This is a genomic window from Thioalkalivibrio sp. ALE23 (assembly GCF_000378545.1).
Taxonomy (GTDB): Bacteria; Pseudomonadota; Gammaproteobacteria; order Ectothiorhodospirales; family Ectothiorhodospiraceae; genus Thioalkalivibrio.
Map to the genome: position 1 here is coordinate 602,152 of NZ_KB900031.1, position 25,678 is coordinate 627,829.

At 64.2% G+C, this 25,678-nt stretch carries 37 protein-coding genes and 3 tRNA genes; 6 read left to right on the forward strand and 34 right to left on the reverse strand.

Annotated elements, in window-relative coordinates; translation table 11 throughout:
• Positions 1–17 precede the first annotated feature (17 nt).
• On the reverse strand, positions 18–512 hold the full coding sequence (gene ssb, locus F573_RS0102935) for a single-stranded DNA-binding protein (RefSeq protein ID WP_019021408.1): 495 nt from the start codon (positions 510–512) through the stop codon (positions 18–20).
• 114 nt (positions 513–626) lie between these two features.
• Positions 627–1,997 (reverse strand): MFS transporter, encoded by a 1,371-nt coding sequence (locus F573_RS0102940; RefSeq protein WP_019021409.1) that lies wholly within the window; start codon positions 1,995–1,997, stop codon positions 627–629.
• Between the two features lie 157 nt (positions 1,998–2,154).
• On the opposite strand from F573_RS0102940, the gene uvrA reads away from it, so the two are divergent.
• Complete coding sequence (gene uvrA / locus F573_RS0102945; protein WP_026300775.1) at positions 2,155–5,007, forward strand: excinuclease ABC subunit UvrA; 2,853 nt, start codon at positions 2,155–2,157, stop codon at positions 5,005–5,007.
• Positions 5,008–5,109: 102 nt separating this feature from the next.
• Here the strand turns inward: uvrA and rplQ are convergent, their stop codons facing one another.
• From rplQ to F573_RS0103105, 32 genes are all read right to left on the reverse strand, one after another.
• Complete coding sequence (rplQ, locus tag F573_RS0102950; protein ID WP_018870658.1) at positions 5,110–5,493, reverse strand: 50S ribosomal protein L17; 384 nt, start codon at positions 5,491–5,493, stop codon at positions 5,110–5,112.
• A 42-nt stretch (positions 5,494–5,535) separates the two neighbouring features.
• Positions 5,536–6,525 carry a DNA-directed RNA polymerase subunit alpha gene (gene rpoA / locus F573_RS0102955; protein ID WP_019021411.1) on the reverse strand — a complete coding sequence of 330 codons (990 nt, stop codon included), beginning with the start codon at positions 6,523–6,525 and terminating at the stop codon, positions 5,536–5,538.
• Between the two features lie 30 nt (positions 6,526–6,555).
• Positions 6,556–7,176 (reverse strand): 30S ribosomal protein S4, encoded by a 621-nt coding sequence (gene rpsD, locus F573_RS0102960; RefSeq protein WP_018870660.1) that lies wholly within the window; start codon positions 7,174–7,176, stop codon positions 6,556–6,558.
• A 15-nt stretch (positions 7,177–7,191) separates the two neighbouring features.
• Positions 7,192–7,581: a 30S ribosomal protein S11 gene (gene rpsK, locus F573_RS0102965; RefSeq protein ID WP_018870661.1), complete on the reverse strand. Its 390-nt coding sequence runs from the start codon at positions 7,579–7,581 to the stop codon at positions 7,192–7,194.
• A gap of 21 nt (positions 7,582–7,602) precedes the next feature.
• Entirely contained in the window at positions 7,603–7,959 is a 357-nt protein-coding gene (gene rpsM, locus F573_RS0102970) for a 30S ribosomal protein S13 (protein WP_019021412.1), read from the reverse strand.
• Between the two features lie 65 nt (positions 7,960–8,024).
• Entirely contained in the window at positions 8,025–8,138 is a 114-nt protein-coding gene (rpmJ, locus tag F573_RS0102975; RefSeq protein ID WP_018935185.1) for a 50S ribosomal protein L36, read from the reverse strand.
• A gap of 15 nt (positions 8,139–8,153) precedes the next feature.
• A complete protein-coding gene (gene secY / locus F573_RS0102980; RefSeq protein ID WP_019590827.1) occupies positions 8,154–9,506 on the reverse strand; it encodes a preprotein translocase subunit SecY in 1,353 nt (450 codons plus the stop codon).
• 2 nt (positions 9,507–9,508) lie between these two features.
• Positions 9,509–9,940 (reverse strand): 50S ribosomal protein L15, encoded by a 432-nt coding sequence (gene rplO / locus F573_RS0102985; protein WP_018870664.1) that lies wholly within the window; start codon positions 9,938–9,940, stop codon positions 9,509–9,511.
• A 1-nt stretch (position 9,941) separates the two neighbouring features.
• A complete protein-coding gene (gene rpmD, locus F573_RS0102990) occupies positions 9,942–10,121 on the reverse strand; it encodes a 50S ribosomal protein L30 (protein ID WP_018870665.1) in 180 nt (59 codons plus the stop codon).
• 2 nt (positions 10,122–10,123) lie between these two features.
• Positions 10,124–10,630 carry a 30S ribosomal protein S5 gene (gene rpsE, locus F573_RS0102995; RefSeq protein WP_018870666.1) on the reverse strand — a complete coding sequence of 169 codons (507 nt, stop codon included), beginning with the start codon at positions 10,628–10,630 and terminating at the stop codon, positions 10,124–10,126.
• Positions 10,631–10,654: 24 nt separating this feature from the next.
• Complete coding sequence (gene rplR / locus F573_RS0103000) at positions 10,655–11,008, reverse strand: 50S ribosomal protein L18 (protein ID WP_018870667.1); 354 nt, start codon at positions 11,006–11,008, stop codon at positions 10,655–10,657.
• Positions 11,009–11,018: 10 nt separating this feature from the next.
• Positions 11,019–11,549, reverse strand: coding sequence for a 50S ribosomal protein L6 (gene rplF, locus F573_RS0103005; protein WP_018870668.1), 531 nt, complete (start codon positions 11,547–11,549; stop codon positions 11,019–11,021).
• A gap of 10 nt (positions 11,550–11,559) precedes the next feature.
• Positions 11,560–11,952, reverse strand: coding sequence for a 30S ribosomal protein S8 (gene rpsH / locus F573_RS0103010; RefSeq protein ID WP_018870669.1), 393 nt, complete (start codon positions 11,950–11,952; stop codon positions 11,560–11,562).
• Positions 11,953–11,964: 12 nt separating this feature from the next.
• The gene (gene rpsN, locus F573_RS0103015; RefSeq protein WP_018870670.1) at positions 11,965–12,270 is read right to left on the reverse strand and encodes a 30S ribosomal protein S14; all 306 of its coding nucleotides are present in this window, start codon (positions 12,268–12,270) and stop codon (positions 11,965–11,967) included.
• Positions 12,271–12,283: 13 nt separating this feature from the next.
• Positions 12,284–12,823: a 50S ribosomal protein L5 gene (rplE, locus tag F573_RS0103020; protein WP_019021413.1), complete on the reverse strand. Its 540-nt coding sequence runs from the start codon at positions 12,821–12,823 to the stop codon at positions 12,284–12,286.
• Positions 12,824–12,841: 18 nt separating this feature from the next.
• Positions 12,842–13,156: a 50S ribosomal protein L24 gene (gene rplX, locus F573_RS0103025; RefSeq protein ID WP_018870672.1), complete on the reverse strand. Its 315-nt coding sequence runs from the start codon at positions 13,154–13,156 to the stop codon at positions 12,842–12,844.
• A 7-nt stretch (positions 13,157–13,163) separates the two neighbouring features.
• Positions 13,164–13,532 (reverse strand): 50S ribosomal protein L14, encoded by a 369-nt coding sequence (gene rplN, locus F573_RS0103030; protein ID WP_018870673.1) that lies wholly within the window; start codon positions 13,530–13,532, stop codon positions 13,164–13,166.
• Positions 13,533–13,554: 22 nt separating this feature from the next.
• Positions 13,555–13,821: a 30S ribosomal protein S17 gene (gene rpsQ, locus F573_RS0103035; RefSeq protein ID WP_018870674.1), complete on the reverse strand. Its 267-nt coding sequence runs from the start codon at positions 13,819–13,821 to the stop codon at positions 13,555–13,557.
• A 5-nt stretch (positions 13,822–13,826) separates the two neighbouring features.
• Entirely contained in the window at positions 13,827–14,021 is a 195-nt protein-coding gene (rpmC, locus tag F573_RS0103040; RefSeq protein ID WP_018870675.1) for a 50S ribosomal protein L29, read from the reverse strand.
• On the reverse strand, positions 14,021–14,434 hold the full coding sequence (gene rplP, locus F573_RS0103045; RefSeq protein ID WP_018870676.1) for a 50S ribosomal protein L16: 414 nt from the start codon (positions 14,432–14,434) through the stop codon (positions 14,021–14,023). Before rplP ends, rpmC begins: the two co-directional genes overlap by 1 nt.
• A 10-nt stretch (positions 14,435–14,444) precedes the next feature.
• Positions 14,445–15,125 carry a 30S ribosomal protein S3 gene (gene rpsC / locus F573_RS0103050; protein ID WP_018870677.1) on the reverse strand — a complete coding sequence of 227 codons (681 nt, stop codon included), beginning with the start codon at positions 15,123–15,125 and terminating at the stop codon, positions 14,445–14,447.
• Positions 15,126–15,127: 2 nt separating this feature from the next.
• The gene (gene rplV / locus F573_RS0103055; RefSeq protein WP_018870678.1) at positions 15,128–15,469 is read right to left on the reverse strand and encodes a 50S ribosomal protein L22; all 342 of its coding nucleotides are present in this window, start codon (positions 15,467–15,469) and stop codon (positions 15,128–15,130) included.
• A 10-nt stretch (positions 15,470–15,479) separates the two neighbouring features.
• The gene (gene rpsS, locus F573_RS0103060; RefSeq protein ID WP_018870679.1) at positions 15,480–15,752 is read right to left on the reverse strand and encodes a 30S ribosomal protein S19; all 273 of its coding nucleotides are present in this window, start codon (positions 15,750–15,752) and stop codon (positions 15,480–15,482) included.
• A 12-nt stretch (positions 15,753–15,764) separates the two neighbouring features.
• Entirely contained in the window at positions 15,765–16,586 is an 822-nt protein-coding gene (gene rplB / locus F573_RS0103065; protein ID WP_018946635.1) for a 50S ribosomal protein L2, read from the reverse strand.
• 2 nt (positions 16,587–16,588) lie between these two features.
• Positions 16,589–16,885 (reverse strand): 50S ribosomal protein L23, encoded by a 297-nt coding sequence (rplW, locus tag F573_RS0103070; RefSeq protein ID WP_018870681.1) that lies wholly within the window; start codon positions 16,883–16,885, stop codon positions 16,589–16,591.
• The gene (gene rplD / locus F573_RS0103075; RefSeq protein ID WP_019021414.1) at positions 16,882–17,487 is read right to left on the reverse strand and encodes a 50S ribosomal protein L4; all 606 of its coding nucleotides are present in this window, start codon (positions 17,485–17,487) and stop codon (positions 16,882–16,884) included. The genes rplW and rplD overlap by 4 nt, the downstream gene beginning before the upstream one ends.
• 5 nt (positions 17,488–17,492) lie before the next feature.
• Positions 17,493–18,137, reverse strand: a complete 645-nt coding sequence (gene rplC / locus F573_RS0103080) for a 50S ribosomal protein L3 (protein ID WP_026279564.1) — start codon at positions 18,135–18,137, stop codon at positions 17,493–17,495.
• Between the two features lie 107 nt (positions 18,138–18,244).
• On the reverse strand, positions 18,245–18,556 hold the full coding sequence (gene rpsJ, locus F573_RS0103085; protein ID WP_018870684.1) for a 30S ribosomal protein S10: 312 nt from the start codon (positions 18,554–18,556) through the stop codon (positions 18,245–18,247).
• Positions 18,557–18,562: 6 nt separating this feature from the next.
• Entirely contained in the window at positions 18,563–19,753 is a 1,191-nt protein-coding gene (gene tuf, locus F573_RS0103090; RefSeq protein WP_019021415.1) for an elongation factor Tu, read from the reverse strand.
• 70 nt (positions 19,754–19,823) lie between these two features.
• A tRNA-Thr gene (locus tag F573_RS0103095) sits at positions 19,824–19,899 on the reverse strand.
• Between the two features lie 20 nt (positions 19,900–19,919).
• Positions 19,920–19,993: transfer RNA gene (locus tag F573_RS0103100), tRNA-Gly, on the reverse strand.
• A gap of 53 nt (positions 19,994–20,046) precedes the next feature.
• A tRNA-Tyr gene (locus F573_RS0103105) sits at positions 20,047–20,131 on the reverse strand.
• Positions 20,132–20,391: 260 nt separating this feature from the next.
• Here F573_RS0103105 and pilB point away from each other — a divergent pair.
• From pilB to zapD, 5 genes are read left to right on the forward strand one after another with little or no spacing between them, the layout of a single operon-like run.
• Positions 20,392–22,107, forward strand: coding sequence for a type IV-A pilus assembly ATPase PilB (gene pilB, locus F573_RS0103110; protein ID WP_018869891.1), 1,716 nt, complete (start codon positions 20,392–20,394; stop codon positions 22,105–22,107).
• Between the two features lie 19 nt (positions 22,108–22,126).
• Positions 22,127–23,338 carry a type II secretion system F family protein gene (locus tag F573_RS0103115; protein WP_019021416.1) on the forward strand — a complete coding sequence of 404 codons (1,212 nt, stop codon included), beginning with the start codon at positions 22,127–22,129 and terminating at the stop codon, positions 23,336–23,338.
• A 22-nt stretch (positions 23,339–23,360) separates the two neighbouring features.
• On the forward strand, positions 23,361–24,227 hold the full coding sequence (locus tag F573_RS0103120) for an A24 family peptidase (protein WP_019021417.1): 867 nt from the start codon (positions 23,361–23,363) through the stop codon (positions 24,225–24,227).
• 9 nt (positions 24,228–24,236) lie between these two features.
• On the forward strand, positions 24,237–24,848 hold the full coding sequence (gene coaE, locus F573_RS0103125; RefSeq protein WP_018869888.1) for a dephospho-CoA kinase: 612 nt from the start codon (positions 24,237–24,239) through the stop codon (positions 24,846–24,848).
• 55 nt (positions 24,849–24,903) lie between these two features.
• Positions 24,904–25,674 (forward strand): cell division protein ZapD, encoded by a 771-nt coding sequence (zapD, locus tag F573_RS0103130; protein WP_018869887.1) that lies wholly within the window; start codon positions 24,904–24,906, stop codon positions 25,672–25,674.
• Positions 25,675–25,678: the final 4 nt, after the last annotated feature.

A 25,678-nucleotide genomic window follows, 5' to 3' on the forward strand; every position in this document is an offset into this window, starting at 1 on the left:
TGCCTTCTGGATACCCGTCAGAACGGGACGTCATCGTCATCGAAGGAGCCACCCGGACCGGACGACGGGGAGGACGAACCGCCCCCGAAGCCGTCGCCACCGCCACCGGGGCCCGGGTCGTAACCGCCGCCGTAGCCACCACCGGCAGCGGCACCGCCGGCGCCACCGCCTCCGCCGCGTCCACCGACCAGCTGCATGTCACTGGCGACGATCTCGGTGGTATAGCGATCCTGACCGTCCTGCCCCTGCCACTTGCGGGTCTGGATCCGGCCCTCGATGTACACCTGGGAGCCCTTGGACAGATACTGCGCGGCGATGTCGGCCAGACGGCCGAACATCACGACCCGGTGCCATTCGGTGTTTTCGCGCCGCTCCCCGCTCTGCTTGTCGGTCCACTGCTCCGTGGTGGCCACGCGGAAGTTGGTGACGGTCGCCCCGCCGGGCGTTTCGCGCTTTTCGGGGTCGGCACCGAGGTTGCCGAGAATGATCGCCTTGTTGACTCCGCGGGCCATGGGAACTCCTTGTGTCGGGCACGGGTTAATCGAGTCGATAGTGTAGCAGGCGCTGACGGGCGCAACAGAACCCGCCCGCGTGACGCGGGTCACCGGGCGGTGCGGGCGCGGGCTTCACCCGGCCGGGCCGCGCTCCAGGCGTTCCCGCAGCGATCCGTCCGCCTGCACATCGGGATGCAGGCGCACATAAACCGAGCCTGCATCCGGCGACAGCGCGACCTCGGCCACGCCGGGACAGCCGCGCAGTTCGCTCAGCAGCCTCCCCGGCTGCCCCTCCCAGACCGTCGGCACCGCGAGCGTCCGGGTCACGTAATGCTCCGGGCTGCGCCCGCGGGCCAGCAGGAACCAGATCACCAGCGCCGGCACACTGGCCAGCAGGACCGCCACGGGCCCGACCAGACCCAGCAGCACCCCGCCCAGCGCGCCACCGGCAAAGATCCCGAGGAACTGGGCGGTCGCGAATCCGCCCATCGCGGTGCCCTTGTGGGCCAGCGGGGCTGCGCGCGACACCATCGCGGGCAACCCCGCCTCCAGCAGGTTGAAGGCCGCGAAAAAGCCGACCATCAACAGCGCCAGCCACCAAACGCCGCCGTCAAGATGGAAAGCCAGAGCCAGGCCGGTCTGCACGAGCACCAGCAGGGCGATCGCCAGCAGCAGCACGCCGTGCATGCGCCTGCGCCGCTCGCCGAGGATGACCCCCGGCAGCATCAACGCAAAGCCGGCCAGCAACACCGGCAGGTAGAAGGCCCAGTGTTCGGCCGCCGGCAGGCCGGCCCCCGCCACCAGGTACGTCGGCAGCACCAGAAAATTGGCCGCCAGCACCAGATGCAGGATGAAGATCCCCGCATTGAGCCGCGCGAGCTCCGGGTCCGCCAGCACCCGCGGCAGCATGGCCCATTGCGGGACCATGTCCGGATGCTGGCGCCTTCGACCCGGCGACGGGACCCACAACAGGAGGATCAGCAGTGCCAGCACCCCCAGCCCCGCCGCAACCAGGAAAATGCCGGAAAGACCGACGCCGCGATCGAGCAGCGGCCCCAGTGCCATCGAGACGGTGAACGTGAGCCCGATGGTCAGGCCGATCACCGCCAGCGCCCGGGTCCGGCGTTCCTCGGCGATCAGGTCGGCGGTCAGCGCCAGCACCACCGCGGCAACCGCACCCGCTCCCTGCAGGGCCCGGCCAAGGATGATCCCGTGGATGTCCTCCGCCAGTCCCGCCACCAGGCTGCCGAGCACGAACAGGCCCAGGCCGGCCGCGATGAGCGGCTTGCGGCCGAGGCGATCGGAGAGCAGACCGAACGGAATCTGCAGGGCCGCCTGGGTCAGGCCGTAGATCCCCAGCGCCAGCCCGGCGAGCAGCGGCGTGGCACCCGGGATATCGTCGGCGTGCAGCATGAACACCGGCAGGATCAGGAACAGGCCGGCCATGCGCACGCCGTAGATGGCCGCCAGTCCGGAGGTGGCTCGCAACTCGCGGGCATTCATGTGGTCAGGACTCCTGCATGGCACGCCGGTGAACGAACGCGGACGGGAGTCTACCAGAGCCCCGGGCCTCCGGCGGGCCGTGACCGGGTGTTACCATGGCCGGCTGGCAGCCGCCGGCTGCCCTTCCCAACGACTCCGGAGTATCCGTCGTCCCATGATGCAGAACATCCAGATCCGCGGCGCCCGCACCCACAACCTCAAGGACCTGCATATCGAACTGCCGCGCGAGCGGCTGATCGTGATCACCGGGGTCTCGGGGTCGGGCAAGTCGTCGCTGGCCTTCGACACCCTGTTCGCCGAAGGCCAGCGACGCTACGTCGAGAGCCTGTCGACCTACGCGCGGCAGTTCCTGTCGATGATGGAAAAACCGGATGTCGACCAGATCGACGGTCTGTCCCCGGCCATCTCCATCGAGCAGAAAAGCACCTCCCACAACCCCCGCTCGACCGTCGGCACCATCACCGAGATCTATGACTACCTGCGCCTGCTGTTCGCCCGCGCCGGCGAGCCGCGCTGTCCTGATCACGGCGAGACCCTGGCCGCACAGACCATCTCGCAGATGGTCGACCAGGTACTGGAGATGCCTGAAGGCGAAAAGCTGATGCTGCTGGCGCCGGTGGTGCGCGACCGCAAGGGCGAACACCACAAGCTGCTGGAATCCATGCGTGCCCACGGGTATCTGCGTGCGCGCATCAACGGCGAGATCCACGAACTGGACGCCCTGCCCGAGCTGGACCCCAAACGCAAGCACAACATCGAGATCGTCATCGACCGCTTCAAGGTCCGCGAGGACCTGCGGCAGCGCCTGGCCGAATCCTTCGAGACCGCGACCGAGCTGGCCGACGGCCTGGCACTGGTCGCCTGGATGGACCAGCCGGAACGCGAACCGATGACCTTCTCGGCCCGCTTCGCCTGCCCGGTGTGCGGCTATGCGCTGCGCGAACTGGAACCGCGCCTGTTCTCCTTCAACAATCCCGCCGGTGCCTGCCCCACCTGTGACGGCCTGGGCGTGCACCAGTACTTCGACCCCGAGCGTGTGGTCGCCCAGCCCGAGGTCAGCCTGGCCGGTGGCGCGGTTCGCGGCTGGGATCGCCGCAACGCCTGGTACTTCAGCCTCCTGAACAGCCTGGCCCGCCACTACGGCTTCGATGTGGAGACGCCGTGGAAGGACCTGCCGGCGGAGGTCCGGGCCGTGATCCTGCACGGCTCCGGTGCCGAGGAGATCCCCCTGAGCACCCCGGCAGCGAACGGGCGCCTGCGCACCGACCACCGGGTCTTCGAGGGCATCATCCCCAACCTCGAACGGCGTTATCGGGAGACCGATTCGGCGGCCGTGCGCGAGGAACTGGGGCGCTATCTCAACGAGCAGCCCTGCCCCTCGTGCCATGGCACGCGTCTCAATGCCGCCGCTCGCAACGTGTTCGTCAAGGGCCACACCCTGCCGGAGATCACGCACATGAGCGTCGCCGGCGCCCAGGCCTTCTTCGACGACCTCGAGCTGCCGGGGCGTTTCGCACGCATCGCGGAAAAAATCGTCCGCGAGATCGCCGCCCGGCTCGGTTTCCTGGTGGATGTCGGTCTGGACTACCTGACGCTGGATCGTTCCGCCGAAACCCTCTCCGGTGGCGAGGCCCAGCGCATCCGCCTGGCGTCACAGATCGGCTCGGCACTGGTCGGCGTGATGTACATCCTCGACGAACCCTCCATCGGCCTGCACCAGCGGGACAACGCGCGCCTGCTCAACACCCTGGCCAGCCTGCGCGACCTCGGCAACACGGTCATCGTGGTGGAGCATGACGAGGACGCCATCCGCGAAGCCGATCATGTCCTCGACATCGGGCCCGGGGCCGGCCGCCATGGCGGCGAAGTCGTGGCCGCGGGCACGCCGGCAGAGATCGCCGCCAGCGAAGATTCCCTGACCGGCGCCTACCTCTCCGGGCGGCGCAGTATCGCGATCCCCGAACAGCGCCACGCCGCCGATCCGGACCATACGCTTCGGGTTCGCGGCGCGCGCGGCAACAATCTGCGCGGCGGCGACTTTGAATTCCCGCTGGGGCTGTTCACCTGCGTGACCGGGGTCTCCGGTTCCGGAAAGTCGACGCTGGTCAACGCCACCCTGTATCCCGCCGCGGCCAACACCCTGCACAACGCGCGGCATCCGGTCGCCGAACACGACCGCATCGAAGGGCTTGAACGAATCGACAAGGTGGTCGACATCGACCAGAGCCCGATCGGCCGCACGCCACGATCCAACCCCGCGACCTACACCGGCCTGTTCACCCCCATCCGGGAGCTGTTCGCCGCCACCGCCGAGGCCCGTTCACGCGGTTACAAGCCCGGCCGGTTTTCCTTCAACGTGCGCGGTGGGCGCTGCGAGGCCTGCCAGGGTGATGGCGTCATCAAGGTCGAGATGCATTTCCTCCCGGACGTCTACGTGCCCTGCGACGTATGCCGCGGCCAGCGCTACAACCGCGAGACCCTCGAGGTTCGTTACAAGGGGAAGAACATCCACGAAGTCCTGGAAATGACCGTGGAAGAAGCGCTGGACTTCTTCCAGCCGGTCCCCGTCATCCATCGCAAGCTCGAAATGCTGATGGAGGTCGGGCTTTCCTACATCCAGCTCGGGCAGAACGCCACCACCCTCTCCGGCGGCGAAGCCCAGCGCATCAAGCTCGCCCGCGAACTGTCCAAACGCGACACCGGCAAGACGCTCTACATCCTCGACGAACCCACCACGGGTCTCCACTTCGAGGATATCGCCCAGCTGCTTCGCGTCCTGCATCGCCTGCGTGACCACGGCAACACCATCGTGGTCATCGAACACAACCTGGACGTCATCAAGACGGCCGACTGGCTGGTCGACATCGGACCCGAGGGCGGCAGCGGGGGCGGGCAGCTGATCGTCGCCGGAACACCCGAAACCGTCGCGGCCACGCCCGCCAGCCATACCGGCCACTTCCTCGGCCCGATGCTCGCCCCGTGGCCCGCTACCGAGGATGCCCCTGCCTGACGCGGACGGCGCAGACTCGAGCCGCGGACCAGACTACCCCCCCGAAACGAAAAAGGCCGCCCCGAAGGGCGGCCTCTTCTCACAGCGACGGCCGACGTGGCGTCAGGCTGCCTCTTCCTCGTCCGGCATCGGACGGTCCACCAGCTCCACGTAGGCCATCGGCGCATTGTCTCCTGCGCGGAAGCCGCACTTGAGGATACGCAGATACCCCCCGGGACGTTCCTGGTAACGCGGGCCCAGCTGGGTAAACAGCTTGCCCACGGTTTCCTTGTCCCGCAGGCGGGAGAAGGCCTCGCGCCGCGCATGCACGCTGTCATTCTTCGACAGGGTGATCAACGGCTCGGCTACCCGGCGAAGCTCCTTCGCCTTGGGCAGCGTGGTCTTGATCAGTTCGTGCCGAAACAGCGCATTCGTCAGCGCCTGCATGGTGGCCTTGCGGTGCGAACTGTTGCGGCCGAGCTGCCGGCCGGAATGACGATGACGCATTGGACTATCCTCTGAATGCTATTGGCGTGTGACGCCCACTGATTACTCGTTCTCGTCCCGCAGACCCGGCGGCGGCCAGTTTTCCAGCCGCATACCCAGGGAAAGCCCGTGGGTCGCAAGCGTGTCCTTGATCTCGGTCAGCGACTTCTTGCCGAGATTCGGGGCACGCAGCAGTTCCACTTCCGTACGCTGGACCAGGTCACCGATGTAGTACAGGTTCTCGGCCTTCAGGCAGTTCGCCGAGCGCACGGTAAGCTCAAGCTCGTCCACCGGACGCAGCAGCACCGGATCCACCGCGCTGGCACCACCGGTCGCTGTTTCGGAGACCTCTTCCTGCAGATCGACGAACGGCGCCAGTTGTCCCTGAAGGATGGTCGCTGCCTGCCGAACGGCATCGTCCGGAGCAATGGCCCCGTTCGTTTCCAGCTCCAGCACCAGGCGATCCATATCCGTACGCTGAGCCAGGCGCGCACTTTCCACCCGATAGGCCACGCGGCGAATCGGACTGAACGTCGCGTCCAGCTGCAGACGACCAATCCCGGTTTCGTCCGTTTCTCCGCCGGTCTGGCGGGCGGTGACCGGCTCGTAGCCTTCCCCCGTCCGCGCCGTCATCGTCATGTCGAGCTCAACGTCCTTGTTGATCGTCGCGATCACGTGCTCCGGATTGACCACTTCGACGTCATGGTCCACCTGGATGTCCGCAGCCGTCACGGTGCACGGACCTTTCTTCTTGAGCGTGAGCGTGGACTCATCCCGCGCATGCATGCGCAGCGCCACGCCTTTCAGGTTCAGCAGGATGTCCACGACGTCTTCCTGCACGCCCTCAATGGTCGTGTACTCGTGCAGCACGCCCTCGATGCGGGCTTCGACGATCGCCGCACCCGGGATCGAAGACAGCAGCACCCGCCGCAGCGCGTTGCCGAGCGTGTGCCCGAAACCACGCTCCAGCGGCTCGAGCGCCACACGCGACTGATTCCGCGCCTCCGACTCGACCTCGATCTGCTGTTTGTTGACCAGTTCGTTGGCTTGCATTGATGCTCCCGGCGAAATGCCCGCTGGCGTTTACTTCGAATAAAGCTCGACGACGAGCGACTCGTTGATGTCGGCCGGCAGATCCGCACGATCCGGCACCGCCTTGAAGGTGCCCTCGAACTTGCTGCTGTCGACCTCCACCCACTCGGGCAGACCGCTTTGTTCGGCCAGGGTCATGGAATCCTGGATCCGAACCTGCTTGCGGGCCTTCTCGCGAACACTCACCACATCCGCCGGCTGAACCTGATAGGCCGCCACATTCACAACCCGGCCATTGACCAGAATCGCGCGATGCGCCACGAGCTGGCGCGCTTCGGAGCGCGTCGAGCCGAAGCCCATGCGATAGACCACGTTATCCAGACGGCCTTCGAGGAGCTTCAGGAGATTCTCCCCGGTCGAACCCTTCCGTTGCGCAGCCTTGTGGTAATAATTACGAAACTGCTTTTCCTGTACACCGTAAGTCCGGCGCAGCTTCTGCTTCTCGCGCAGCTGGACCGCATAGTCCGAAAGCCGCGTACGGCGTTCGCCATGCTGACCCGGCGGCTGATCCAGCTTGCACTTCGTCTCGAGTGCGCGCGCCCGGCTCTTCAGACCGAGATCGGCACCCTCGCGACGACTCAGTTTGCACTTCGGTCCAATATAACGACCCATAATTCGACTCCAGCCTCAGACGCGCCGCTTCTTGGGCGGCCGGCAACCATTGTGCGGGATCGGTGTCACGTCACTGATGTTCGTGATCTTGAAACCCGCGTTATTCAGCGCACGCACCGCCGACTCGCGCCCCGGCCCCGGGCCGCGGACCTCGACGTCCAGGTTCTTCACCCCGTGCTCCGCCGCTGCATTGCCGGCGCGCTCGGCCGCCACCTGCGCGGCAAAGGGCGTCGACTTGCGTGAACCGCGAAAGCCGGACCCGCCGGACGTCGCCCAGCTGATCGCATTGCCCTGGCGATCGGTGATGGTGATGATCGTGTTGTTGAACGTCGCATAGACATGCGCGACGCCCTCGGCGATGTTCTTGCGGACCTTTTTCTTGGTCCGGGTCTGCGCTTGTGCCATTAACCTGTATTCCCAGTCGTGTTACTTGCGAATCGGACGCCGCGGGCCCTTGCGGGTGCGCGCGTTGGTCTGCGTCTGCTGCCCGCGCAGCGGAAGGCCGCGACGATGGCGCACGCCCCGGTAGCAACCGAGATCCATCAGCCGCTTGATGTTCATGCTGATCTCGCGCCGCAGGTCCCCTTCAACTGGGAACTTGTCGACCTCGGCCCGCAGCGCATCCACCTCGGCATCGGTGAGATCCCTCACCTTCATCTCCGGACGCACCCCGGCGGAATCGCAGATCTGCCGGGCACGCGTGGGACCAATGCCATAGATCGACGTCAGTGCGATCACCGTATGCTTCTGATCAGGAATATTGATTCCAGCGACGCGAGCCATCCAACTTCTCCATCAAGATTCGGCAAAGCCGACTATAGTATCAGCGTTTCGGTCAGCGGCCAAGCTCAGCCCTGGCGCTGCTTGTGACGGGCTTCCGTACAGATCACACGGACGGTCCCGTTGCGACGCACCACCTTGCAGTTGCGGCAGATCGGCTTAACGGATGCGCGTACCTTCATTTTCCTTCTCCTGTGCTAGCGGATCCCGGTCCCGCCGAAACCCTTGAGATTCGCCTTCTTCATCAGGCCTTCATACTGATGCGATACCAGGTGCGACTGCAGCTGCGCCATGAAGTCCATGACCACGATCACGATGATCAGCAGCGACGTACCGCCGAAGTAGAACGGCACGTTCCAGTACAGGATGAGGAACTCGGGCAGCAGACACACTGCGGTGATGTACACCGCGCCCACCGCTGTCAGCCGGGTCATCACCCCGTCAATGTAGCGCTCCGTCTGCACACCCGGACGGATCCCGGGGATGAACGCACCCTGTTTTTTCAGGTTCTCCGCCGTATCCCGCGAATTGAATACCAGCGCGGTATAGAAGAAACAGAAAAATATGATCGCCGCGGCATAAAAGCCCACGTACAACGGCTGTCCGGGCGCCAGCGTGGTCGAGATCTCCCGCAGCCAGTCCATCCCTTCGGCCTGTCCGAACCACTGACCCAGCGTCGACGGGAAGAGGATGATACTCGACGCGAAGATCGGCGGGATCACCCCCGCCATGTTCAGCTTCAACGGAAGGTGGGACGACTGTCCACCCACCATCTTGCGACCCACCTGCCGTTTGGCATAGTTGATCGTGATTCGCCGCTGGCCGCGCTCCACGAAGACCACGAACGCGGTCACCGCCAGGGCCAGGATCAGCAGGATCACCACGAAGGCAGCAGCCAGTTCGCCCGTCCGCGCCAGTTCCAGGGTTCCGCCAATCGCGCCCGGCAGCCCCGCCACAATCCCGGCGAAGATAATGATCGAAATGCCGTTGCCAATGCCCCGTTCCGTGATCTGTTCACCCAGCCACATGAGGAACAGCGTTCCCGTAACGAGCGACACAACCACCGTAAAGATGAAGATCGGACCCGGATTCAGCGCCATGGGCATGCCCTGTATGGTCTGCCCGTTCAGCGCGATACCGATCCCGATACTCTGAAACAGAGCCAGCACCACGGTGCCATACCGGGTGTACTGGGTGATCTTTCGGCGGCCGGCTTCCCCTTCCTTTTTCAGCTGCTGCAGAGACGGCACCACCGCGGCCAGAAGCTGCATGATGATGGCCGCCGAGATATACGGCATCACGCCAAGCGCGAAGACCGACAGTCGCTCCAGCGCACCACCGGAGAACATGTTGAACATGTCCAGGATGGTGCCGCTTTGCTGTTCAAAGAACTGCTGAACCGCGACCGGATTGATGCCCGGCACCGGAATGAACGTCCCGATCCGATAAACCACCAGCGCGCCCAGCACGAACAGCAGGCGTTTGCGCAACTCAGTGAAGCCGGTCAGTCCGCCTCCACCACCCGCTCGGGCTGCCGGTCCGCGCGCCATTATCAGACCTCGACGCTGCCGCCCGCGGCCTCGATCGCCGCGCGCGCACCCCTGGAGACCCGGACACCACGGACGGTGACCGCGCCGGACACCTCGCCCGAGGCAAAGATCTTCGCCGCACGGGCCTCAGCCGGGATCACACCCGCCTGCTTCAGCGTCTCCAGACTGACCTCGCCGCCAACGCGGTTCAGTTCGTTCAGGCGCACTTCGGCCGTTTCGGCCTGGCGACGCGAGCGGAAGCCGACCTTGGGCAGCCGACGCTGCAGGGGCATCTGGCCACCCTCAAAGCCGGTCTTGGTGAACCCGCCGGAGCGAGACTTCTGCCCTTTATGGCCACGTCCGCCGGTCTTTCCCAGGCCGGAGCCGATACCGCGACCGACCCGTTTCCCGGCCTTACGGGCACCCTGCGGACTCGCAATCTCATTCAGTCGCATTTCAGACTTCCTCTACGTCCAGGAGATAGCGCACCTTGCGCACCATCCCCAGATTCTCGGGCGTCGCCTCGATCACCGAGGTACTGTGCATCCTGCGCAGGCCGAGCCCCCGAACCGTCGCCTTGTGGCTGCGGATCCGATTCGCCGGACTGCGCACGAGTTTGACTTTGAGTTTGCTCATGATCAGCTCTTCACGTCTTCGACCGACTTGCCGCGTTTCGCCGCGATCAGTTCGGGCGAGTTCACCATGGCCAGTCCGTTGATTGTCGCCTGCACCACGTTGATGGGGTTGCGGGATCCGACACATTTCGCCAGCACGTTTTTGACGCCCGCGACCTCCAGGACCGCGCGCATCGCGCCACCGGCGATGATACCGGTACCCTCGGATGCCGGCTGCATGTAGACCTTCGCCGCCCCGTGGCGTCCGTTCACGGCGTAGTGCAGGGTGCCCTCCTGCAACGCCACATCCCGCATCTCGAGGCGCGCCTGTTGCATCGCCTTCTGAATCGCCTGCGGGACCTCGCGCGCCTTGCCATAACCGAAGCCGACACGGCCTTCGCCATCGCCCACCACGGTCAGCGCGGCGAACCGGAACTGCCGGCCGCCCTTGACGACCTTGGCGACTCGGTTGACGCCGATCAGCTTTTCCTGGAGCCCATCGGTGGCTTCACTTACATCATTACGTGCCATTGTTATCTCCGCTGGGTCCGTCTGCTAGAACTGAAGCCCGCCCTCGCGGGCAGCATCGGCCAGGGCTTTCACCCGACCATGGAAGCGGAAGCCGGAACGGTCGAATGCGACTTCCTGGATACCCGCCTGGCGCGCACGCTCGGCAATCTTCTGACCCACGCGCGCGGCAGCATCCGCATTCCCGGTGTAGGTACCCGCATCACGCAGGTCCTTCTCGACCGTGGAGGCAGCGGCCACCACATTGTCGCCATTGGGGGCGATGAGCTGTGCATACATGTGCCGCGGCGTGCGATGGATACAGAGACGGTGAACGCCCTGCTCGCGAATCTTGTACCGCGCCCGACGTGCCCGCTTGATTCTGGCCTGTTTCTTGTCCACTGGTGCCTACCTACTTCTTCTTGGCTTCTTTGCGCTGGATACGCTCGTCCTTGTACTTCACGCCCTTGCCCTTGTAGGGCTCCGGGGGACGCAGCGCGCGGATATCGGCGGCCACCTGGCCGACGCTCTGACGATCATGCCCCTGCACCGCGATTTCGGTGGGCGAACGCGCCTCGACGGTCACGCCTTCCGGAATCGAGAAGTCGATCGGATGTGAAAATCCGAGGGTCAGATTCAGGTTCTTGCCCTGAACCTGTGCCCGGTATCCAACCCCGACCAGCTCCAGCACGATTTCGAAGCCCTGGCTGACGCCATGGACATGATTGCCGAGCAGCGACCGAATGGTTCCGGCCATCGCGTAGGTCTTCGCCTTCTCGCTGGGCTGAACGGTCACGGTATTGTCCTCGACGGAGACCAGCACGGTCTCGGGGACGGAGAGGGAAATCTCCCCCTTGGGCCCCTTGACCGTGATGCGGTCGCCCTGCTGATCGAGGGACACCCCGTTGGGCAGCTCCAGCGGCAGATTTGCAATGCGAGACATCGAATCGTCCTCAGTAGATCTTGCAGAGCACTTCGCCGCCCTGACCGATCTCGCGTGCGGCGCGATCGCTCATCACGCCGCGCGGCGTGGAGATCACGGCCACACCCAGACCGGCATTGATGCGGGGCAGCTCGTTTTTGCCGCGGTAAATCCGCAGCCCCGGCCGCGAGATGCGCTGTACGGTTTCGATCACCGGCTGGCCCTGGAAATATTTCAGGGTGGCGATCAACACCTTGCGAGCACCTTCGCCTTCCGAGCGGTAATCGGCGATGAAGCCCTCGTCCGCGAACACACGCAGAATCGCTTCCTTGTTCTTGCTATACGGGATCGACACCTGCTCCTTGTCGGCGCGCTGTGCATTGCGCAGCCGGGTGAGCATGTCGGCGATCGGATCGGTCATCATGGCGGTTTCTCCTTACCAGCTCGCCTTGCGCAGCCCCGGAATCTCGCCCTTCATGGCGTACTCGCGAAGCTTGTTTCGGCCCAGGCCAAACCGGCGATAGTAACCCTTCGGCCGACCGGTCACGGCACAGCGATTCTTCTGCCGCACGGGACTGGAGTCACGCGGCAGCTTCTGCAGCTTGTTCATCGCCTCCAGACGTTCCTCGCCAGACCGGTTCTCGTCGACGAGAATCGCCTTGAGTTCCTGCCGTTTCTCGGCGTGCTTCTTCGCCAGGCGTTCACGCTTACGCTCACGCTGGACCATCGATACCTTGGCCATTCCTCTTACCTCTTTACTGCCGGAAGGGGAAGTTGAAGGCCTCCAGGAGAGCCCGGGCTTCCGCGTCCGTCTTGGCGCTGGTCGTAATCGTAATGTCCATCCCCCGGAGGCGATCGACGCGGTCGTAATCGATCTCCGGAAAGATGATCTGTTCCTTCACCCCGAGGGTGTAATTACCGCGGCCGTCAAACGCCTTCGGGCTGAAGCCGCGGAAATCGCGCACACGAGGCAGCGCGATGTTGATCAGACGATCCAGAAACTCGTACATCTGGCGGCGCCGCAACGTCACCTTGCAGCCGATCGGATACCCGTCGCGGATCTTGAATCCGGCAATGGATTTGCGCGCCCGGGTCATGACCGGCTTCTGCCCCGCGATGGCGGTCATGTCACCCATCGCGTGCTCGATGATCTTCTTGTCAGCAACCGCGTCTCCAAGACCCATGTTCAGGGTGACCTTGGTGACCTGCGGGATCTCCATGACGTTGCCGTAACCGAACTGCTCCTGCAGGGCCGGCTTGATCCTGGACTCGTAATCTTCTTTCAAGCGTTCCATAAACCGATATTCCTGCAGTTAAGCGTCCACGACCTCGTCGTTCGAGCGATAAACCCGAACCTTTCGGCCATCTTCCAGCGTGCGAATCCCGACCCGGTCGCCCTTGGCGGTCGCCGGGTTGTACAGCATGACGTTCGAAATATGCATGGGCATCTCCTTCTCAATGATGCCGCCGCTGACGCCCTGCTGGGGATTCGGTTTCTGATGTTTCTTCGCCATGTTGATGTTCTGCACCAGGACCTTGTCGTCCTGCACCTTGATCACCGTGCCGCGCCGGCCCTTGTCCTTACCGGCGATCACGACGACATCGTCACCCTTGCGAATCTTTTTCATGACGTCCTCAAAGCACTTCCGGCGCGAGAGAAATGATCTTCATGTAATTCTCTCCACGCAGTTCACGGGTCACCGGGCCAAAGATACGGGTCCCGACCGGCTGGTACTGGCTGTTCAGCAGCACCGCCGCATTACGGTCGAACCGGATCACCGAACCATCGGAACGACGAACACCGGATGCGGTACGCACGACCACGGCATTGTACACGTCGCCCTTCTTGACCTTGCCCCGGGGAATGGCGTCCTTGACGGACACCTTGATGACGTCCCCGATCCGCGCATAACGCCGATGGGATCCGCCCAGGACCTTGATGCACTGCATGCGGCGCGCGCCGGAATTGTCGGCGGCTTCAAGGACGGTCTGCATCTGAATCATGGATGTTCTCCCGGGATCCGGTTCACAGCGCGTCGCGCCCGACCACTTCGATCAGGGCAAAGCGCTTCTGTTTCGACATGGGCCGGCACTCCCGAACCCGTACGCGATCGCCTTCCTTCGACACGTTCTCTTCGTCATGGACGCGGAGCTTCGTCGACCGGCGAATGAACTTGCCATACAGCGGGTGCCGAACGCGCCGTTCAACCACGACCGTGCGGGTCTTGTCCATCTTGTCGCTGACCACGCGACCCACAACGGAGCGCTGGGTTTTCGTCGTTTCCTGGTTCATCTTCGTTAACCCGCCGTTCTGCGTTCGTTCATCAGCGTCTTGATCCGGGCGATATCGCGCCGCACGGTTTTCATGCGGTCGGGACGCGAAAGCTGCCCGACGGCCTGCTGCATGCGCAGACCGAACTGTTCCTTGTACAGGGCCTCGAGCTCGCTGCCGAGTTCCTGATCGGACTTGTTCCTGAGTTCGGACGTTTTCATCACATCACCTGCCGACGCGTAAACACGGTCTTGACGGGGAGCTTCGCAGCGGCGAGTCGAAACGCCTCGCGCGCGACATCCTCGTTGACCCCTTCCATCTCGTAAAGCATGCGGCCCGGCTGGACCTTGCATACCCAGTACTCGACGCCGCCCTTGCCTTTACCCATGCGGACTTCCAGGGGCTTGCTGGTTACCGGAACGTCGGGGAACACCCGAATCCAGATCTTGCCGCCGCGCTTGATGTGACGGACCATCGCCCGCCGCGCGGCTTCGATCTGCCGGGCGTTCACCCGACCGCGCTCGACCGCCTGGAGCCCGTACTCGCCGAAGCTCACCTTGGCGCCCACGGACGCCATACCGCGGTTGCGCCCCTTGAACTGCTTCCTGAACTTGGTTCTTTTTGGCTGCAACATGGCTTATGTCCTAGCTCGCGTTGGCCGCGGCGCGGCGGCCTTCGGTGGGCTCCAGGCTGAAGACCTCACCCTTGAAGATCCAGACCTTCACGCCGATGATTCCGTAAGTCGTTCGCGCCTCGGCGAATCCGTAGTCGATATCCGCCCGGAGCGTATGCAGCGGAACACGACCCTCCCGATACCACTCGGACCGGGCGATTTCGGCGCCATTCAGGCGACCGGAAACATGCACCTTGATGCCTTCCGCCCCCAGGCGCACCGCGTTGCCCACCGCCCGCTTCATCGCCCGACGGAACATGATGCGGCGCTCCAGCTGCTGGGCGATACCTTCGGCCACCAGCTGGGCCTCGATTTCGGGCTTGCGGACCTCCTCGATGTTGATCTTGACCGAACCCTGGTCCAGACCCGTCTCGCGCGCCACTTCGCGGCGCAGCTTCTCGATGTCCTCGCCCTTCTTGCCAATCACGATACCCGGACGTGCCGTCTGAATCGTGATGTGCGCCGCTTTCGCGGGGCGCTCGATGATGACACGGCTCACGGACGCATGGCTCAGCCGCTTCAGGAGGAACTCCCGCAGCTGGATGTCGTTGTTCAGCGTATCACCGAAATCCTCGCCGTCCGCATACCAGGTGGCGGACCACGGGCGCGAGATGCCGAGGCGAATGCCGGTCGGATGTACCTTGTTACCCATGCTTACTTCGCCCCCTTCTCGCTGACACCCACGATCACGTGGCTCGTGCGCTTAAGAATACGGTTGCCGCGGCCCTTCGCGCGGGCCTGCATGCGCTTCAGCACCGGCCCTTCGTCGACCTGGATCCGCGACACGCGCAGTTCGTCAATGTCGGCGCCGTCGTTGTTTTCGGCGTTCGCGATGGCCGATTCCAGCACCTTCTTGACGATGGCCGCCGGTTTCTTGCGGCTGAACGTGAGTTCGTTCAGCGCCTTTTCCACCGGCATGCCGCGAACCTGGTCAGCAATCAGCCGCGCCTTTTGCGGCGACATCCGCGCGAACCGGAGTTTTGCGATCGTTTCCATCAAACCGTCCTCAGCGCGATTTCTTGTTGGCGATGTGACCCTTGAAGGTCCGGGTCGCGGCGAATTCGCCCAACTTGTGGCCAACCATGTTCTCGTTGATGAGCACCGGGACATGCTGCCGCCCGTTATGCACCGCGATGGTGAGACCCACCATCTGCGGAATGATCATCGAACGCCGGGACCAGGTCTTGATCGGACGACGGTCGTTCTTTTCCGCCGCCACTTCCACCTTCTGGCGCAGGTGATGGTCAACGAACGGGCCTTTCTTCAGTGAACGCGGCATGCTCGTGCTCCGTTACTTCTTGCGCCGACGCACAATCATGCGGTCGGTACGTTTGTTGTTACGGGTCTTGAAGCCCTTGGTCGGGCGCCCCCACGGGGTTACCGGATGGCGACCGAAGTTGCGGCCTTCACCGCCCCCATGCGGATGGTCGACCGGGTTCATCGCCGTACCGCGGACCGTCGGGCGCTTGCCCTGCCAGCGACGTGCGCCGGCCTTGCCAAATTTGCGCAGGGAATGCTCGGAGTGTCCGACTTCGCCGACCACGGCCCGGCACTCGGACTGAATGCGGCGCATCTCTCCGGACGCGAGCCGGACCGTTGCCAGCTGCCCTTCTCGGGCCACCACCTGCGCGCTGCCACCGGCCGAGCGCACCAGCTGCGCGCCCTTGCCAGGCTTCAGCTCAATGCCGTGCACTGTGGTGCCCACCGGAATGGACCGCAGCGCCATGGCGTTGCCGGGCCGGATCGGTGCCTGCGAGCCGCTCGAAACGGTATCCCCGACCTTCAGCCCGCGCGGCGCAATGATATACCGACGTTCGCCATCGCGATACAGCAGAAGCGCCAGGTGAGCACTGCGGTTCGGATCGTATTCCAGCCGCTCAACGCGAGCCGGGATATTGTCCTTCGTCCGCTTGAAGTCGACCGTACGGTAGCGCTGCTTGTGCCCGCCGCCGATATGCCGCGAGGTGATGCGGCCGGTGTTGTTGCGCCCGCCGGTCCGCTGTTTCTTTTCGACCAGGCCCGGATATGGTTCGCCTCGATGCAGACCATCTCCGCGAATCTGCACCGTGTGCCGCCGACCGGCCGACGTGGGGTTGGTCTTGATAATAGCCATGATCAGAGCTGCTCCCCTTCACCCATGTCAATGCTTTCGCCCGGGGCCAGCGACACATAGGCCTTTTTCCAGTGATTCCGCCGTCCGAACTGACGACCGAACCGCTTGGTCTTGCCCTGCTGCCGCAGCGTGCGCACGCCTTCCACGCGCACCTCGAAGAGCTGCTCGACGGCAGCCTTCACCTCGGCCTTGCTTGCATCGGGCAGCACCTTGAACACGTATTGCCCGACCTCCCCGGCCATCGTCGCTTTTTCCGACACCACCGGGCCCTGGATTACCTGCATCAGACGGCCATTCATGCCAACCACTCCTCGATCCGGCGCACGGTCGCTTCGGTCATCACCACGGTTTCGGCTCCGACGAGATTGGCCGGACCGATCTCGCCCAGGGTCGCCACATCCACGCGCGGCACGTTCCTCAATGCCAGGTCGGTCCGCTCATCCTCGGCATCGAGCACGACGAGACCGGACTCCATCCCGAGCTGACGCAGCGCGGCGACGCCATCACGCGTCTTGCCGCTATCCACGCTGAAGCTGGAAACGACCTTCAGCCGCTCCTGCCGCACCAGCTCGGAAAGGATCGACGCCAGCGCAGCGCGATACATCTTCCGATTCAGCTTCTGCGAGAAATCCCGCGTGCGGGCCGCAAACACCTTGCCGCCACCAATCCAAAGCGGACTGCGGATCGTACCCGCACGGGCACGGCCGGTCCCCTTCTGGCGGAACGGCTTGATGCCACCGCCGGAAACCTGCGAACGAGTTTTCTGCGCACGGGTACCGCGGCGGGCGGCCGCCAATTGCGCCACCACGGCCTGGTGAACCAGCGAGTCATTGAACTCGCGTTCGAAGCAGGCGGACGAAAGCTCCACACTGGCCCCGGTATCGGCTGTTGTCATCTGCATCGTTATCAACCCTTCGCCTTGACTGCGGGCCGGATCATCACGTCCGCGCTGGACGGACCGGGGACGGCACCCTTGACCAGCAGCAGTCCGCGATCCGCATCGACCCGGACCACACTGAGATTCTGAATGGTCTTTCGCTCGGCGCCCATCTGGCCCGCCATCTTCTTGCCCTTGAACACGCGACCCGGGCTCTGGTTCTGCCCGATCGATCCCGGCGCCCGATGGGCCAGCGAGTTACCATGGGTAGCGTCCTGGGTACGGAAGTTGTGCCGCTTCACCGTCCCCTGGAAACCCTTGCCCTTGCTCTGCGCGGTCACGTCGACCATCTGGCCCTCTTCGAACCGATCGACGGTCATCGCGTCGCCCGGGCTCAGGCCCTCGGCGTCTTCACCATCGAGGCGGAACTCCCAGAGCCCCCGCCCGGGTTCGACTTCGGCCCTGGCGAAGTGCCCGCTCGCCGCGCGGTTCACCCGCTGCGGCTTGCGCGAGCCGGCCGTGACCTGCACCGCGTCGTAGCCATCGCTGTCGGCACGCTTCACCTGGACCACGCGATTATTGTCCACCTCGAGCACCGTGACCGGCACCGACGCGCCCTCTTCGGTGAACACGCGCGTCATTCCAAGCTTGCGACCAATGAGTCCAAGAGCCATTTTCCAACCCCTTCGTAATCGCTGGCGCGGCCCTGCGCCCCAAAGTCGTGGCCCGGCGCCGAACGCCGGGCCACGGAAAGCCCAATATTATGACAGAAAGTTTCCGCTTAGTTAAGTCGAATCTGAACATTGACCCCAGCGGCCAGGTCCAGCTTCATCAACGCGTCCACCGTCTTGTCCGTGGGATCCATAATGTCCATCAGGCGCTTGTGGGTACGCAGCTCGTACTGATCCCGCGCGTCCTTGTTGACATGCGGGGAGGTCAGCACCGTGTACGACTCCCGCTTGGTCGGCAGCGGAATGGGGCCCTTGACCCGCGCCCCCGTCCGCTTCGCTGTTTCCACGATTTCGGCCGCTGACCGGTCAATGAGACGGTGGTCAAAGGCCTTGAGCCGAATTCGAATACGCTGATTAGCCATGGATCTTTACTCGATAATCTTGGAGACGACGCCGGCGCCCACGGTGCGGCCGCCTTCGCGAATCGCGAAACGCAGACCGTCTTCCATGGCGATCGGGCTGATCAGCGACACCGTCATCTTCACGTTGTCGCCCGGCATCACCATCTCGGTGCCTTCCGGCAGCTCGACCGATCCCGTCACGTCCGTCGTGCGGAAATAGAACTGCGGCCGATACCCGTTGAAGAACGGCGTGTGACGACCACCCTCTTCCTTGTTCAGGATGTAGACTTCCGCCTCGAACTGGGTGTGCGGCGTGATCGAACCCGGCTTGCACAGCACCTGACCGCGCTGCACGTCGTCGCGCTTGGTGCCGCGCAGCAGCACGCCCACGTTGTCGCCGGCCTCGCCCTGGTCCAGCAGCTTGCGGAACATCTCCACGCCGGTCACCGTGGTCTTCTGCGTGTCGTGCAGACCCACGATCTCCACTTCCTCGCCAACCTTCACCACGCCGCGCTCGACGCGACCGGTGACCACGGTACCGCGACCGGAAATCGAGAACACGTCTTCCACCGGCATCAGGAACGCACCGTCCACCGCGCGCTCCGGCTCGGGGATGAAGCGGTCCATCTCGTCCACCAGCTTGTGGATCGCCTGGGCGCCCATCTCGCTTTCGTCACCTTCCAGCGCCTTCAGCGCCGAACCGGTGACCACCGGGGTGTCGTCACCCGGGAAATCATAGCTCGACAGCAGATCGCGGACTTCCATCTCCACCAGCTCCAGGAGCTCCGGATCGTCCACCATGTCCGCCTTGTTCAGGAACACCACGATGTGCGGCACGCCCACCTGGCGCGACAGCAGGATGTGTTCCCGCGTCTGCGGCATCGGACCGTCCGCCGCCGAAACCACCAGAATGGCGCCGTCCATCTGCGCCGCACCGGTGATCATGTTCTTCACATAGTCCGCGTGACCCGGGCAGTCCACGTGCGCGTAGTGGCGCGTGTCCGACTCGTACTCCACGTGCGCCGTCGCAATCGTGATACCGCGCTGCTTCTCTTCCGGCGCGTTGTCAATCTGGTCAAAGGCACGCGCATCGCTGCCGTACTTCTTCGCCTGAACCACCGTCAACGCCGCCGTCAGCGTCGTCTTCCCGTGGTCCACATGACCAATCGTCCCCACATTCACGTGCGGCTTCTTGCGTTCGAACTTTTCCTTGGACATATCTCGCTTCCCCGGATCGTGACGCTGTCGTTACGACGGCAGCACTGACGCTGCTACGTGCCTGAAAAAATGGAGCTCATGACCGGACTCGAACCGGTGACCTCTTCCTTACCAAGGAAGTGCTCTACCTGCTGAGCTACATGAGCCTGACCTGCAAGCCAGAATCTGGAGCGGGTGATGGGAATCGAACCCACATCATCAGCTTGGAAGGCTGAGGTTCTACCATTGAACTACACCCGCAGAACCCTGGCTTTCTCGCCATCGCCCGCTCGGGTCGCTGGCATGAAACTGGGTGGTGGAGGGAGGAGGATTCGAACCTCCGAAGGCTGTGCCAGCAGATTTACAGTCTGCCCCCGTTGGCCGCTTGGGTATCCCTCCTGAACCAAGCCGTGCATTCTGAGAGACAGATCAGGGCAAGTCAACCCCGCGCGAGAGGCCGTTCGCAAAACCTTCGATCGGCCCGCATCGAGGGCGCTGACGGCGAAAAACCTTGCACCCATCCTTGTAATCCGCCGAATAACCGCTCTAATATCGAGCGAATGCACGGGTCGGCCGCGGCGCCGCCCCGGACATGCGTTTTCATTCCGGACCGCGCCACGTAGAGTGTGGATCATCCCCAATAACGTCTGCGAACACCCATGGCCAACAGCAACACGACGCCCCGCCTGCCGGGGCTGGCGAAACGCCTCGTCGACAACGGGCTGATTGCACAGGACATCGCCCAGCAGCTGGTCGAACAGGCGCGGACCCAACAGACCCCCCTCATGGCGCTGCTGGCCGACAAGGGCGACGTGCCGGAACCGCGACTGGTGGAGGCGGCGGCCGAGGAGTTCGGGCTTCCGGTGCTGGACATGGCGGCCTTTGACGAGGAAGTCATCCCGCGTGACCACCTGAACGAGAAGCTGATCCAGAAGCATCATGCCCTGCCTCTGATGCAGCGCGGCAACCGGCTGTTCATCGCCGTGTCCGATCCCACCAACCTGGTGGCCACCGACGAATTCAAGTTCGCCACCGGAATGCCCGTCGAGGCGGTGCTGGTGGAACCGAAGAAGCTGGACCGGGCGATCGACGACGCGCTCAATGCTGCGTCGCAGCTGATGGAGGACCTGGGCGACGACGAACTCGACAGCCTGAACGTCGAGGCGGATTCCGACGCCGACAACGCATCCGAGGAAGGCGACGCAGTCGACGACGCCCCGGTCGTTCGCTTCGTCAACAAGCTCCTGATGGACGCCATCAACCGCAAGGCGTCGGATATCCACCTGGAGCCGTTCGAGAAAGATTTCCGTGTGCGCTTCCGCATCGACGGCGTGCTGCACGAGGTGGCTCATCCACCGACCTCGCTGGCCCCGCGCATCCTTGCACGCGTCAAGGTCATGTCGCGCATGGACATCGCCGAGCGCCGCATTCCGCAGGACGGGCGCATCAAGCTGAAGCTCTCGCGCACCCGCGCGATCGATTTCCGGGTCAGTTCGCTGCCCACGCTGTTCGGCGAAAAGATCGTGCTGCGAATCCTCGACCCGAGCTCGGCATCGATGGGCATCGATCAGCTCGGTTACGAGGAGGAGCAGAAGGCGCAGTACCTGGAGGCCCTCGGCCGCCCGTACGGAATGATCCTGGTGACCGGACCGACCGGCTCCGGCAAGACCGTCTCCCTCTACACCGGTCTGGGCATCCTCAACACGTCCGACCGCAACATCTCCACTGCGGAAGACCCGTCCGAGATCAACATGCCCGGGGTGAACCAGGTCAACATCAACCCCAAGGTCGGACTGACATTCGCCAGCGCACTGCGCGCCTTCCTGCGCCAGGATCCCGACGTAATCATGGTCGGCGAGATCCGCGACCTGGAAACCGCCGAGATCGCCATCAAGGCCGCCCAGACCGGGCATCTGGTACTCTCCACCCTGCACACCAACGATGCGCCGCAAACCCTGACGCGCCTGGCCAACATGGGGGTCCCGCCATACAACATCGCCTCGTCCATCCTGCTGATCATCGCGCAGCGACTGGCGCGCCGTCTGTGCCCCAACTGCAAGGCACCCGAGGATCTGCCGGAGGAAACGCTGCGCGACGAGGGCTTCACCGACGAGGAGCTCGAACAGGGCTTCACGGTGTACCGGCCGGTGGGCTGCGATCAGTGCACCAACGGCTACAAGGGCCGGGTCGGGATCTACCAGGTTCTGCCGATCTCGGAGGAACTCGAACGAATCATCCTTGAGAATGGCAACAGCACCGAACTCGCCCGCCAGGCCGAAAAGGAAGGCATCAAGGACCTGCGACGGGCGGGCCTGCACAAGGTCATCGAAGGGCTGACCAGCCTGGAAGAAGTCAACCGCGTGACCATCGACTAGCGGCTAAGGGGGACAGGGAATGGCCGATTCCGGCACGATCTATACTTGGGAAGGCCTCAACAAGAACGGCGACCGCGTCAAGGGCGAAGTGCCCGCGGAGAACGAGACCTCCGCGCGCGCCGAACTGCGCAAGAACGGCGTCAACGTTCTGAAAATCAAGAAGAAGCCGAAACCCCTTCTGGGAGGCGGGCAGAAGAAGATCATCCCCGCCGACATCGCATATTTCCTGCGGCAGATGACCACCATGCTGCAGTCGGGCGTGCCGCTGGTGCAGGCGTTCGAAATCGTGGGACGGGGCAACGAAAAGGCCTCGATGCGCGATCTGATCATGCAGATCAAGACCGACGTCGAGGGCGGCGACACCTTCGCCACCGCCCTGTCGAAGCACCCGAAGCACTTCGACGACCTCGTGGTGAATCTGGTCGAGTCGGGCGAGCAGTCCGGAACCCTGGAGACGCTGCTCGACAAGATCGCGACCTACAAGGAGAAAACGGAGGCCCTCAAGGCCAAGATCCGCAAGGCCCTGTTCTATCCGGCGGCGGTCATCGTGGTGGCCATCGTGGTAACGGCCATCCTGCTGATCTACGTGGTGCCGCAGTTCGAATCCCTGTTCCAGGGCTTCGGCGCGGACCTGCCGGTGTTCACTCGCATGGTCATCAACCTGTCGGAATTCGTGCAGGCCTGGTGGTGGGCCCTGCTGGGCGGGGCCATTCTGGCCGGTTTCCTCTTCGTCCAGGCACGCCAGCGTCTCCCGAAATTCGATCGCTTCCTCGACATCGCGATCCTGCGTGCCCCGGCATTCGGGCCCATCCTGCGCAAGGCCGCGGTGGCCCGTTTCGCCCGCACGCTGTCCACCATGTTCGCCGCCGGCGTGCCTTTGGTGGACGCCCTCAACTCGGTCTCCGGCGCCACGGGTAACGCCGTTTATCGCGAAGCGACCGAGCGGATGCGCGATGAGACCGCGGCCGGCGGCCAGCTGCAATGGTCGATGCGCAATACCGCCGTGTTCCCCAACATGGTGGTGCAGATGGTCGCGATCGGCGAGGAATCCGGCTCGCTGGACACGATGCTGGGCAAGGTCGCCGACTTCTACGAAGAAGAAGTCGACAACGCGGTGGACAGCCTGTCCAGCCTCCTCGAACCGCTGATCATGGTCGTCCTGGGCGTGCTGGTCGGCGGCCTGGTGATCGCCATGTATCTGCCGATCTTCCAGATGGGGCAGGTAATCTGATGCCGGGCCGTCTTCCCCGCGCATGAGCGAGCTGCTCACCAACCTGGTGGCGCTGGCGATCATCGCCGGCTTACTCGGCCTGCTGATCGGCAGTTTCATCAACGTCGTCATCGCGCGGCTGCCGGTCATGCTCGAAAGGGAGTGGCAGGCCGAGGCCCGCTATGTGCTGGATGGCGAGGAACCCGCAGCGGATGCCACTGCGGAACGTTTCGACCTGATCCGTCCCCGCTCGCGCTGTCCGAACTGCCAGCGCGCCATCCGCGCGATCGAGAACATCCCGCTGCTCAGCTTTGTGTTCCTGCGTGGCCGCTGTCCCGGCTGTGGTGTGCGCATCAGCTGGCAGTATCCGGCAGTGGAACTGCTCACCGGGATCCTGTTCGCAGTCACCGTCTGGTATTTCGGCGCGAGCATCGAAGCCGGCATGGCCCTGATCCTGACGTCCGTCCTGGTCGCGGCCGGGGGCATCGACGCCCGCACCACCCTGCTGCCGGACCAGCTGACGCTCCCGCTGCTGTGGCTCGGCCTGCTGGTCAACAGCTTCGGGCTGTTCACCGATCTGCAGTCCGCGGTGTTCGGGGCCATGGCGGGTTACCTGCTCCTGTGGCTGATCTTCCACGGCTTCCGCCTGCTCACCGGGAAGGAAGGGATGGGTTATGGCGATTTCAAGCTGCTGGCTGCCCTCGGGGCGTGGCTGGGCTGGCAGGCCCTGCCCGTCATCCTGCTGCTCGCGTCACTGGTGGGCGCAGCGGTCGGGATCGCGCTGATCGCCCTGCGCGGGCGCGACCGCAACATCCCCATCCCTTTCGGCCCGTACCTCGCCGCCGCCGGCTGGCTGACGCTGATCACCGGCGACGCGTTGCTGCGCATCTATTTTCCTCACGGCCTATAATCCGGGGGTATGGAACGGGCGGGCCTGACCGGCGGCATTGGATCCGGGAAAACCCGGGTGGCGGCATTGTTCGCGGAACTGGGGGTACCGGTTCTGGATGCCGACCGCGTCACCCGCGAACTGCAGGAACCCGGCCAGCCCCTGCACGGGGCCATCGTTGAATACTTCGGCCCCGGGGTGCTCGATCCGCGCGGTCACCTCGATCGCCGTGCGCTGGCCGCGCGCGTGTTTGCCGACCCGGCCGAGCGCGAAGCGCTGGAAGCCATCGTTCACCCGCGGGTCCATCGGGAGATCCATGCCCGACTCCAGCAATACGACACGGACGCCCCGTATGCCCTGATCGTGGTCCCGCTGCTGTTCGAGGCCGGCTGGGAGGACGATTTTGTTCGGGTGATCACCGTCGAATGCACGCCCGAGGAGCAAATCGAACGAGTCACCCGGCGCGACGACCGGACCCGGGAGGAGGTCGCCGCCATCATGGAGCGTCAGCTCGGGTCCGACGAACGGCGCCGGCGGGCGGACGCCTGGATCGACAATCGGGACAGCGTGGACGATGCCCGGCTTCGTGAACAGGTACTGACCATCGACCGCGAATTGCGCTCCCTCACTTCCGACGGGTAGAAACCATGCCCCCCAATGTTCGATACTGCAGGATCTTCAATCCAATGGCGCCGCCGTGACCCGTCCGCTGATCTTCGAACAGCCCCTCCACGAACGGATCCGCCTCCTGCTCCGGCTGGAGGCGCTCACGCAACGTTTCGGTGACGCCCTGCAGGCAGGGCAACCTTACGACCATCACGAAGCCCTGGTCTCCCTGGTCGACATCTATGCGCTGGTCACGCGCGTCGACATCAAGCGCGAACTGATGGGCGAGATCGAACGCCAGACCGCCAATCTGCAACGGCTGGCCGACCAGCCCGGGATCGACGCCAGCCGTTTCCGAAGCACGATGGACGACCAGCGACGCCTGCATACCGCACTCGAAGAGCAGGCCGGGGCGCTGGACGGGGCGGTCCGCGAGAACGAATTCTTCAACAGTGTGCGCCAGCGGATGGCCCTGCCCGGGGGAGCCTTCGACTTCGATCTGCCGATCTACCACCACTGGCTGTCACAGCCCGTGGAAGCACGCACCGAGCTGCTGCTGGAGTGGTTCCGGCCGCTGGAGAGCGTGACCGAGGCCACGCAGCACGTGCTGCGCTATATCCGCGGATCCGGTAACGACCGCAGCGTCACCGCGGAGGAGGGCTTCCTGGAACAGCCCCTGGACAGCCAGCACGCCTGGCAGATGATCCGGGTCAGCGTGGACCCGCAGCTGGGCATCTACCCCGAGATCTCGGGCGGGCGTCAGCGCTTCACCGTGCGCTTCATGGATCCCGGCGATTTCCGCTCGCGCCCGAATCCGGTGCGCGAGGATGTGACGTTCGGCCTTTGCTGCTGCGCCCTGTAGTTAG

Bases quoted from the DNA above. Each gene is read 5' to 3' on its own strand.
- ssb (WP_019021408.1), bottom strand. From the start codon at position 512: ATGGCCCGCGGAGTCAACAAGGCGATCATTCTCGGCAACCTCGGTGCC.
- F573_RS0102940 (WP_019021409.1), bottom strand. From the start codon at position 1,997: ATGAATGCCCGCGAGTTGCGAGCCACCTCCGGACTGGCGGCCATCTAC.
- uvrA (WP_026300775.1), top strand. From the start codon at position 2,155: ATGCAGAACATCCAGATCCGCGGCGCCCGCACCCACAACCTCAAGGAC.
- rplQ (WP_018870658.1), bottom strand. From the start codon at position 5,493: ATGCGTCATCGTCATTCCGGCCGGCAGCTCGGCCGCAACAGTTCGCAC.
- rpoA (WP_019021411.1), bottom strand. From the start codon at position 6,525: ATGCAAGCCAACGAACTGGTCAACAAACAGCAGATCGAGGTCGAGTCG.
- rpsD (WP_018870660.1), bottom strand. From the start codon at position 7,176: ATGGGTCGTTATATTGGACCGAAGTGCAAACTGAGTCGTCGCGAGGGT.
- rpsK (WP_018870661.1), bottom strand. From the start codon at position 7,581: ATGGCACAAGCGCAGACCCGGACCAAGAAAAAGGTCCGCAAGAACATC.
- rpsM (WP_019021412.1), bottom strand. From the start codon at position 7,959: ATGGCTCGCGTCGCTGGAATCAATATTCCTGATCAGAAGCATACGGTG.
- rpmJ (WP_018935185.1), bottom strand. From the start codon at position 8,138: ATGAAGGTACGCGCATCCGTTAAGCCGATCTGCCGCAACTGCAAGGTG.
- secY (WP_019590827.1), bottom strand. From the start codon at position 9,506: ATGGCGCGCGGACCGGCAGCCCGAGCGGGTGGTGGAGGCGGACTGACC.
- rplO (WP_018870664.1), bottom strand. From the start codon at position 9,940: ATGCGACTGAATGAGATTGCGAGTCCGCAGGGTGCCCGTAAGGCCGGG.
- rpmD (WP_018870665.1), bottom strand. From the start codon at position 10,121: ATGAGCAAACTCAAAGTCAAACTCGTGCGCAGTCCGGCGAATCGGATC.
- rpsE (WP_018870666.1), bottom strand. From the start codon at position 10,630: ATGGCACGTAATGATGTAAGTGAAGCCACCGATGGGCTCCAGGAAAAG.
- rplF (WP_018870668.1), bottom strand. From the start codon at position 11,549: ATGTCTCGCATTGCAAATCTGCCGCTGGAGCTGCCCAACGGGGTGTCC.
- rpsH (WP_018870669.1), bottom strand. From the start codon at position 11,952: ATGATGACCGATCCGATCGCCGACATGCTCACCCGGCTGCGCAATGCA.
- rpsN (WP_018870670.1), bottom strand. From the start codon at position 12,270: ATGGCCAAGGTATCGATGGTCCAGCGTGAGCGTAAGCGTGAACGCCTG.
- rplE (WP_019021413.1), bottom strand. From the start codon at position 12,823: ATGGAACGCTTGAAAGAAGATTACGAGTCCAGGATCAAGCCGGCCCTG.
- rplX (WP_018870672.1), bottom strand. From the start codon at position 13,156: ATGAAAAAGATTCGCAAGGGTGACGATGTCGTCGTGATCGCCGGTAAG.
- rplN (WP_018870673.1), bottom strand. From the start codon at position 13,532: ATGATTCAGATGCAGACCGTCCTTGAAGCCGCCGACAATTCCGGCGCG.
- rpsQ (WP_018870674.1), bottom strand. From the start codon at position 13,821: ATGAACCAGGAAACGACGAAAACCCAGCGCTCCGTTGTGGGTCGCGTG.
- rpmC (WP_018870675.1), bottom strand. From the start codon at position 14,021: ATGAAAACGTCCGAACTCAGGAACAAGTCCGATCAGGAACTCGGCAGC.
- rplP (WP_018870676.1), bottom strand. From the start codon at position 14,434: ATGTTGCAGCCAAAAAGAACCAAGTTCAGGAAGCAGTTCAAGGGGCGC.
- rpsC (WP_018870677.1), bottom strand. From the start codon at position 15,125: ATGGGTAACAAGGTACATCCGACCGGCATTCGCCTCGGCATCTCGCGC.
- rplV (WP_018870678.1), bottom strand. From the start codon at position 15,469: ATGGAAACGATCGCAAAACTCCGGTTCGCGCGGATGTCGCCGCAAAAG.
- rpsS (WP_018870679.1), bottom strand. From the start codon at position 15,752: ATGCCGCGTTCACTGAAGAAAGGCCCGTTCGTTGACCATCACCTGCGC.
- rplB (WP_018946635.1), bottom strand. From the start codon at position 16,586: ATGGCTATTATCAAGACCAACCCCACGTCGGCCGGTCGGCGGCACACG.
- rplW (WP_018870681.1), bottom strand. From the start codon at position 16,885: ATGAATGGCCGTCTGATGCAGGTAATCCAGGGCCCGGTGGTGTCGGAA.
- rplD (WP_019021414.1), bottom strand. From the start codon at position 17,487: ATGCAGATGACAACAGCCGATACCGGGGCCAGTGTGGAGCTTTCGTCC.
- rplC (WP_026279564.1), bottom strand. From the start codon at position 18,137: ATGGCTCTTGGACTCATTGGTCGCAAGCTTGGAATGACGCGCGTGTTC.
- rpsJ (WP_018870684.1), bottom strand. From the start codon at position 18,556: ATGGCTAATCAGCGTATTCGAATTCGGCTCAAGGCCTTTGACCACCGT.
- tuf (WP_019021415.1), bottom strand. From the start codon at position 19,753: ATGTCCAAGGAAAAGTTCGAACGCAAGAAGCCGCACGTGAATGTGGGG.
- pilB (WP_018869891.1), top strand. From the start codon at position 20,392: ATGGCCAACAGCAACACGACGCCCCGCCTGCCGGGGCTGGCGAAACGC.
- F573_RS0103115 (WP_019021416.1), top strand. From the start codon at position 22,127: ATGGCCGATTCCGGCACGATCTATACTTGGGAAGGCCTCAACAAGAAC.
- F573_RS0103120 (WP_019021417.1), top strand. From the start codon at position 23,361: ATGAGCGAGCTGCTCACCAACCTGGTGGCGCTGGCGATCATCGCCGGC.
- coaE (WP_018869888.1), top strand. From the start codon at position 24,237: ATGGAACGGGCGGGCCTGACCGGCGGCATTGGATCCGGGAAAACCCGG.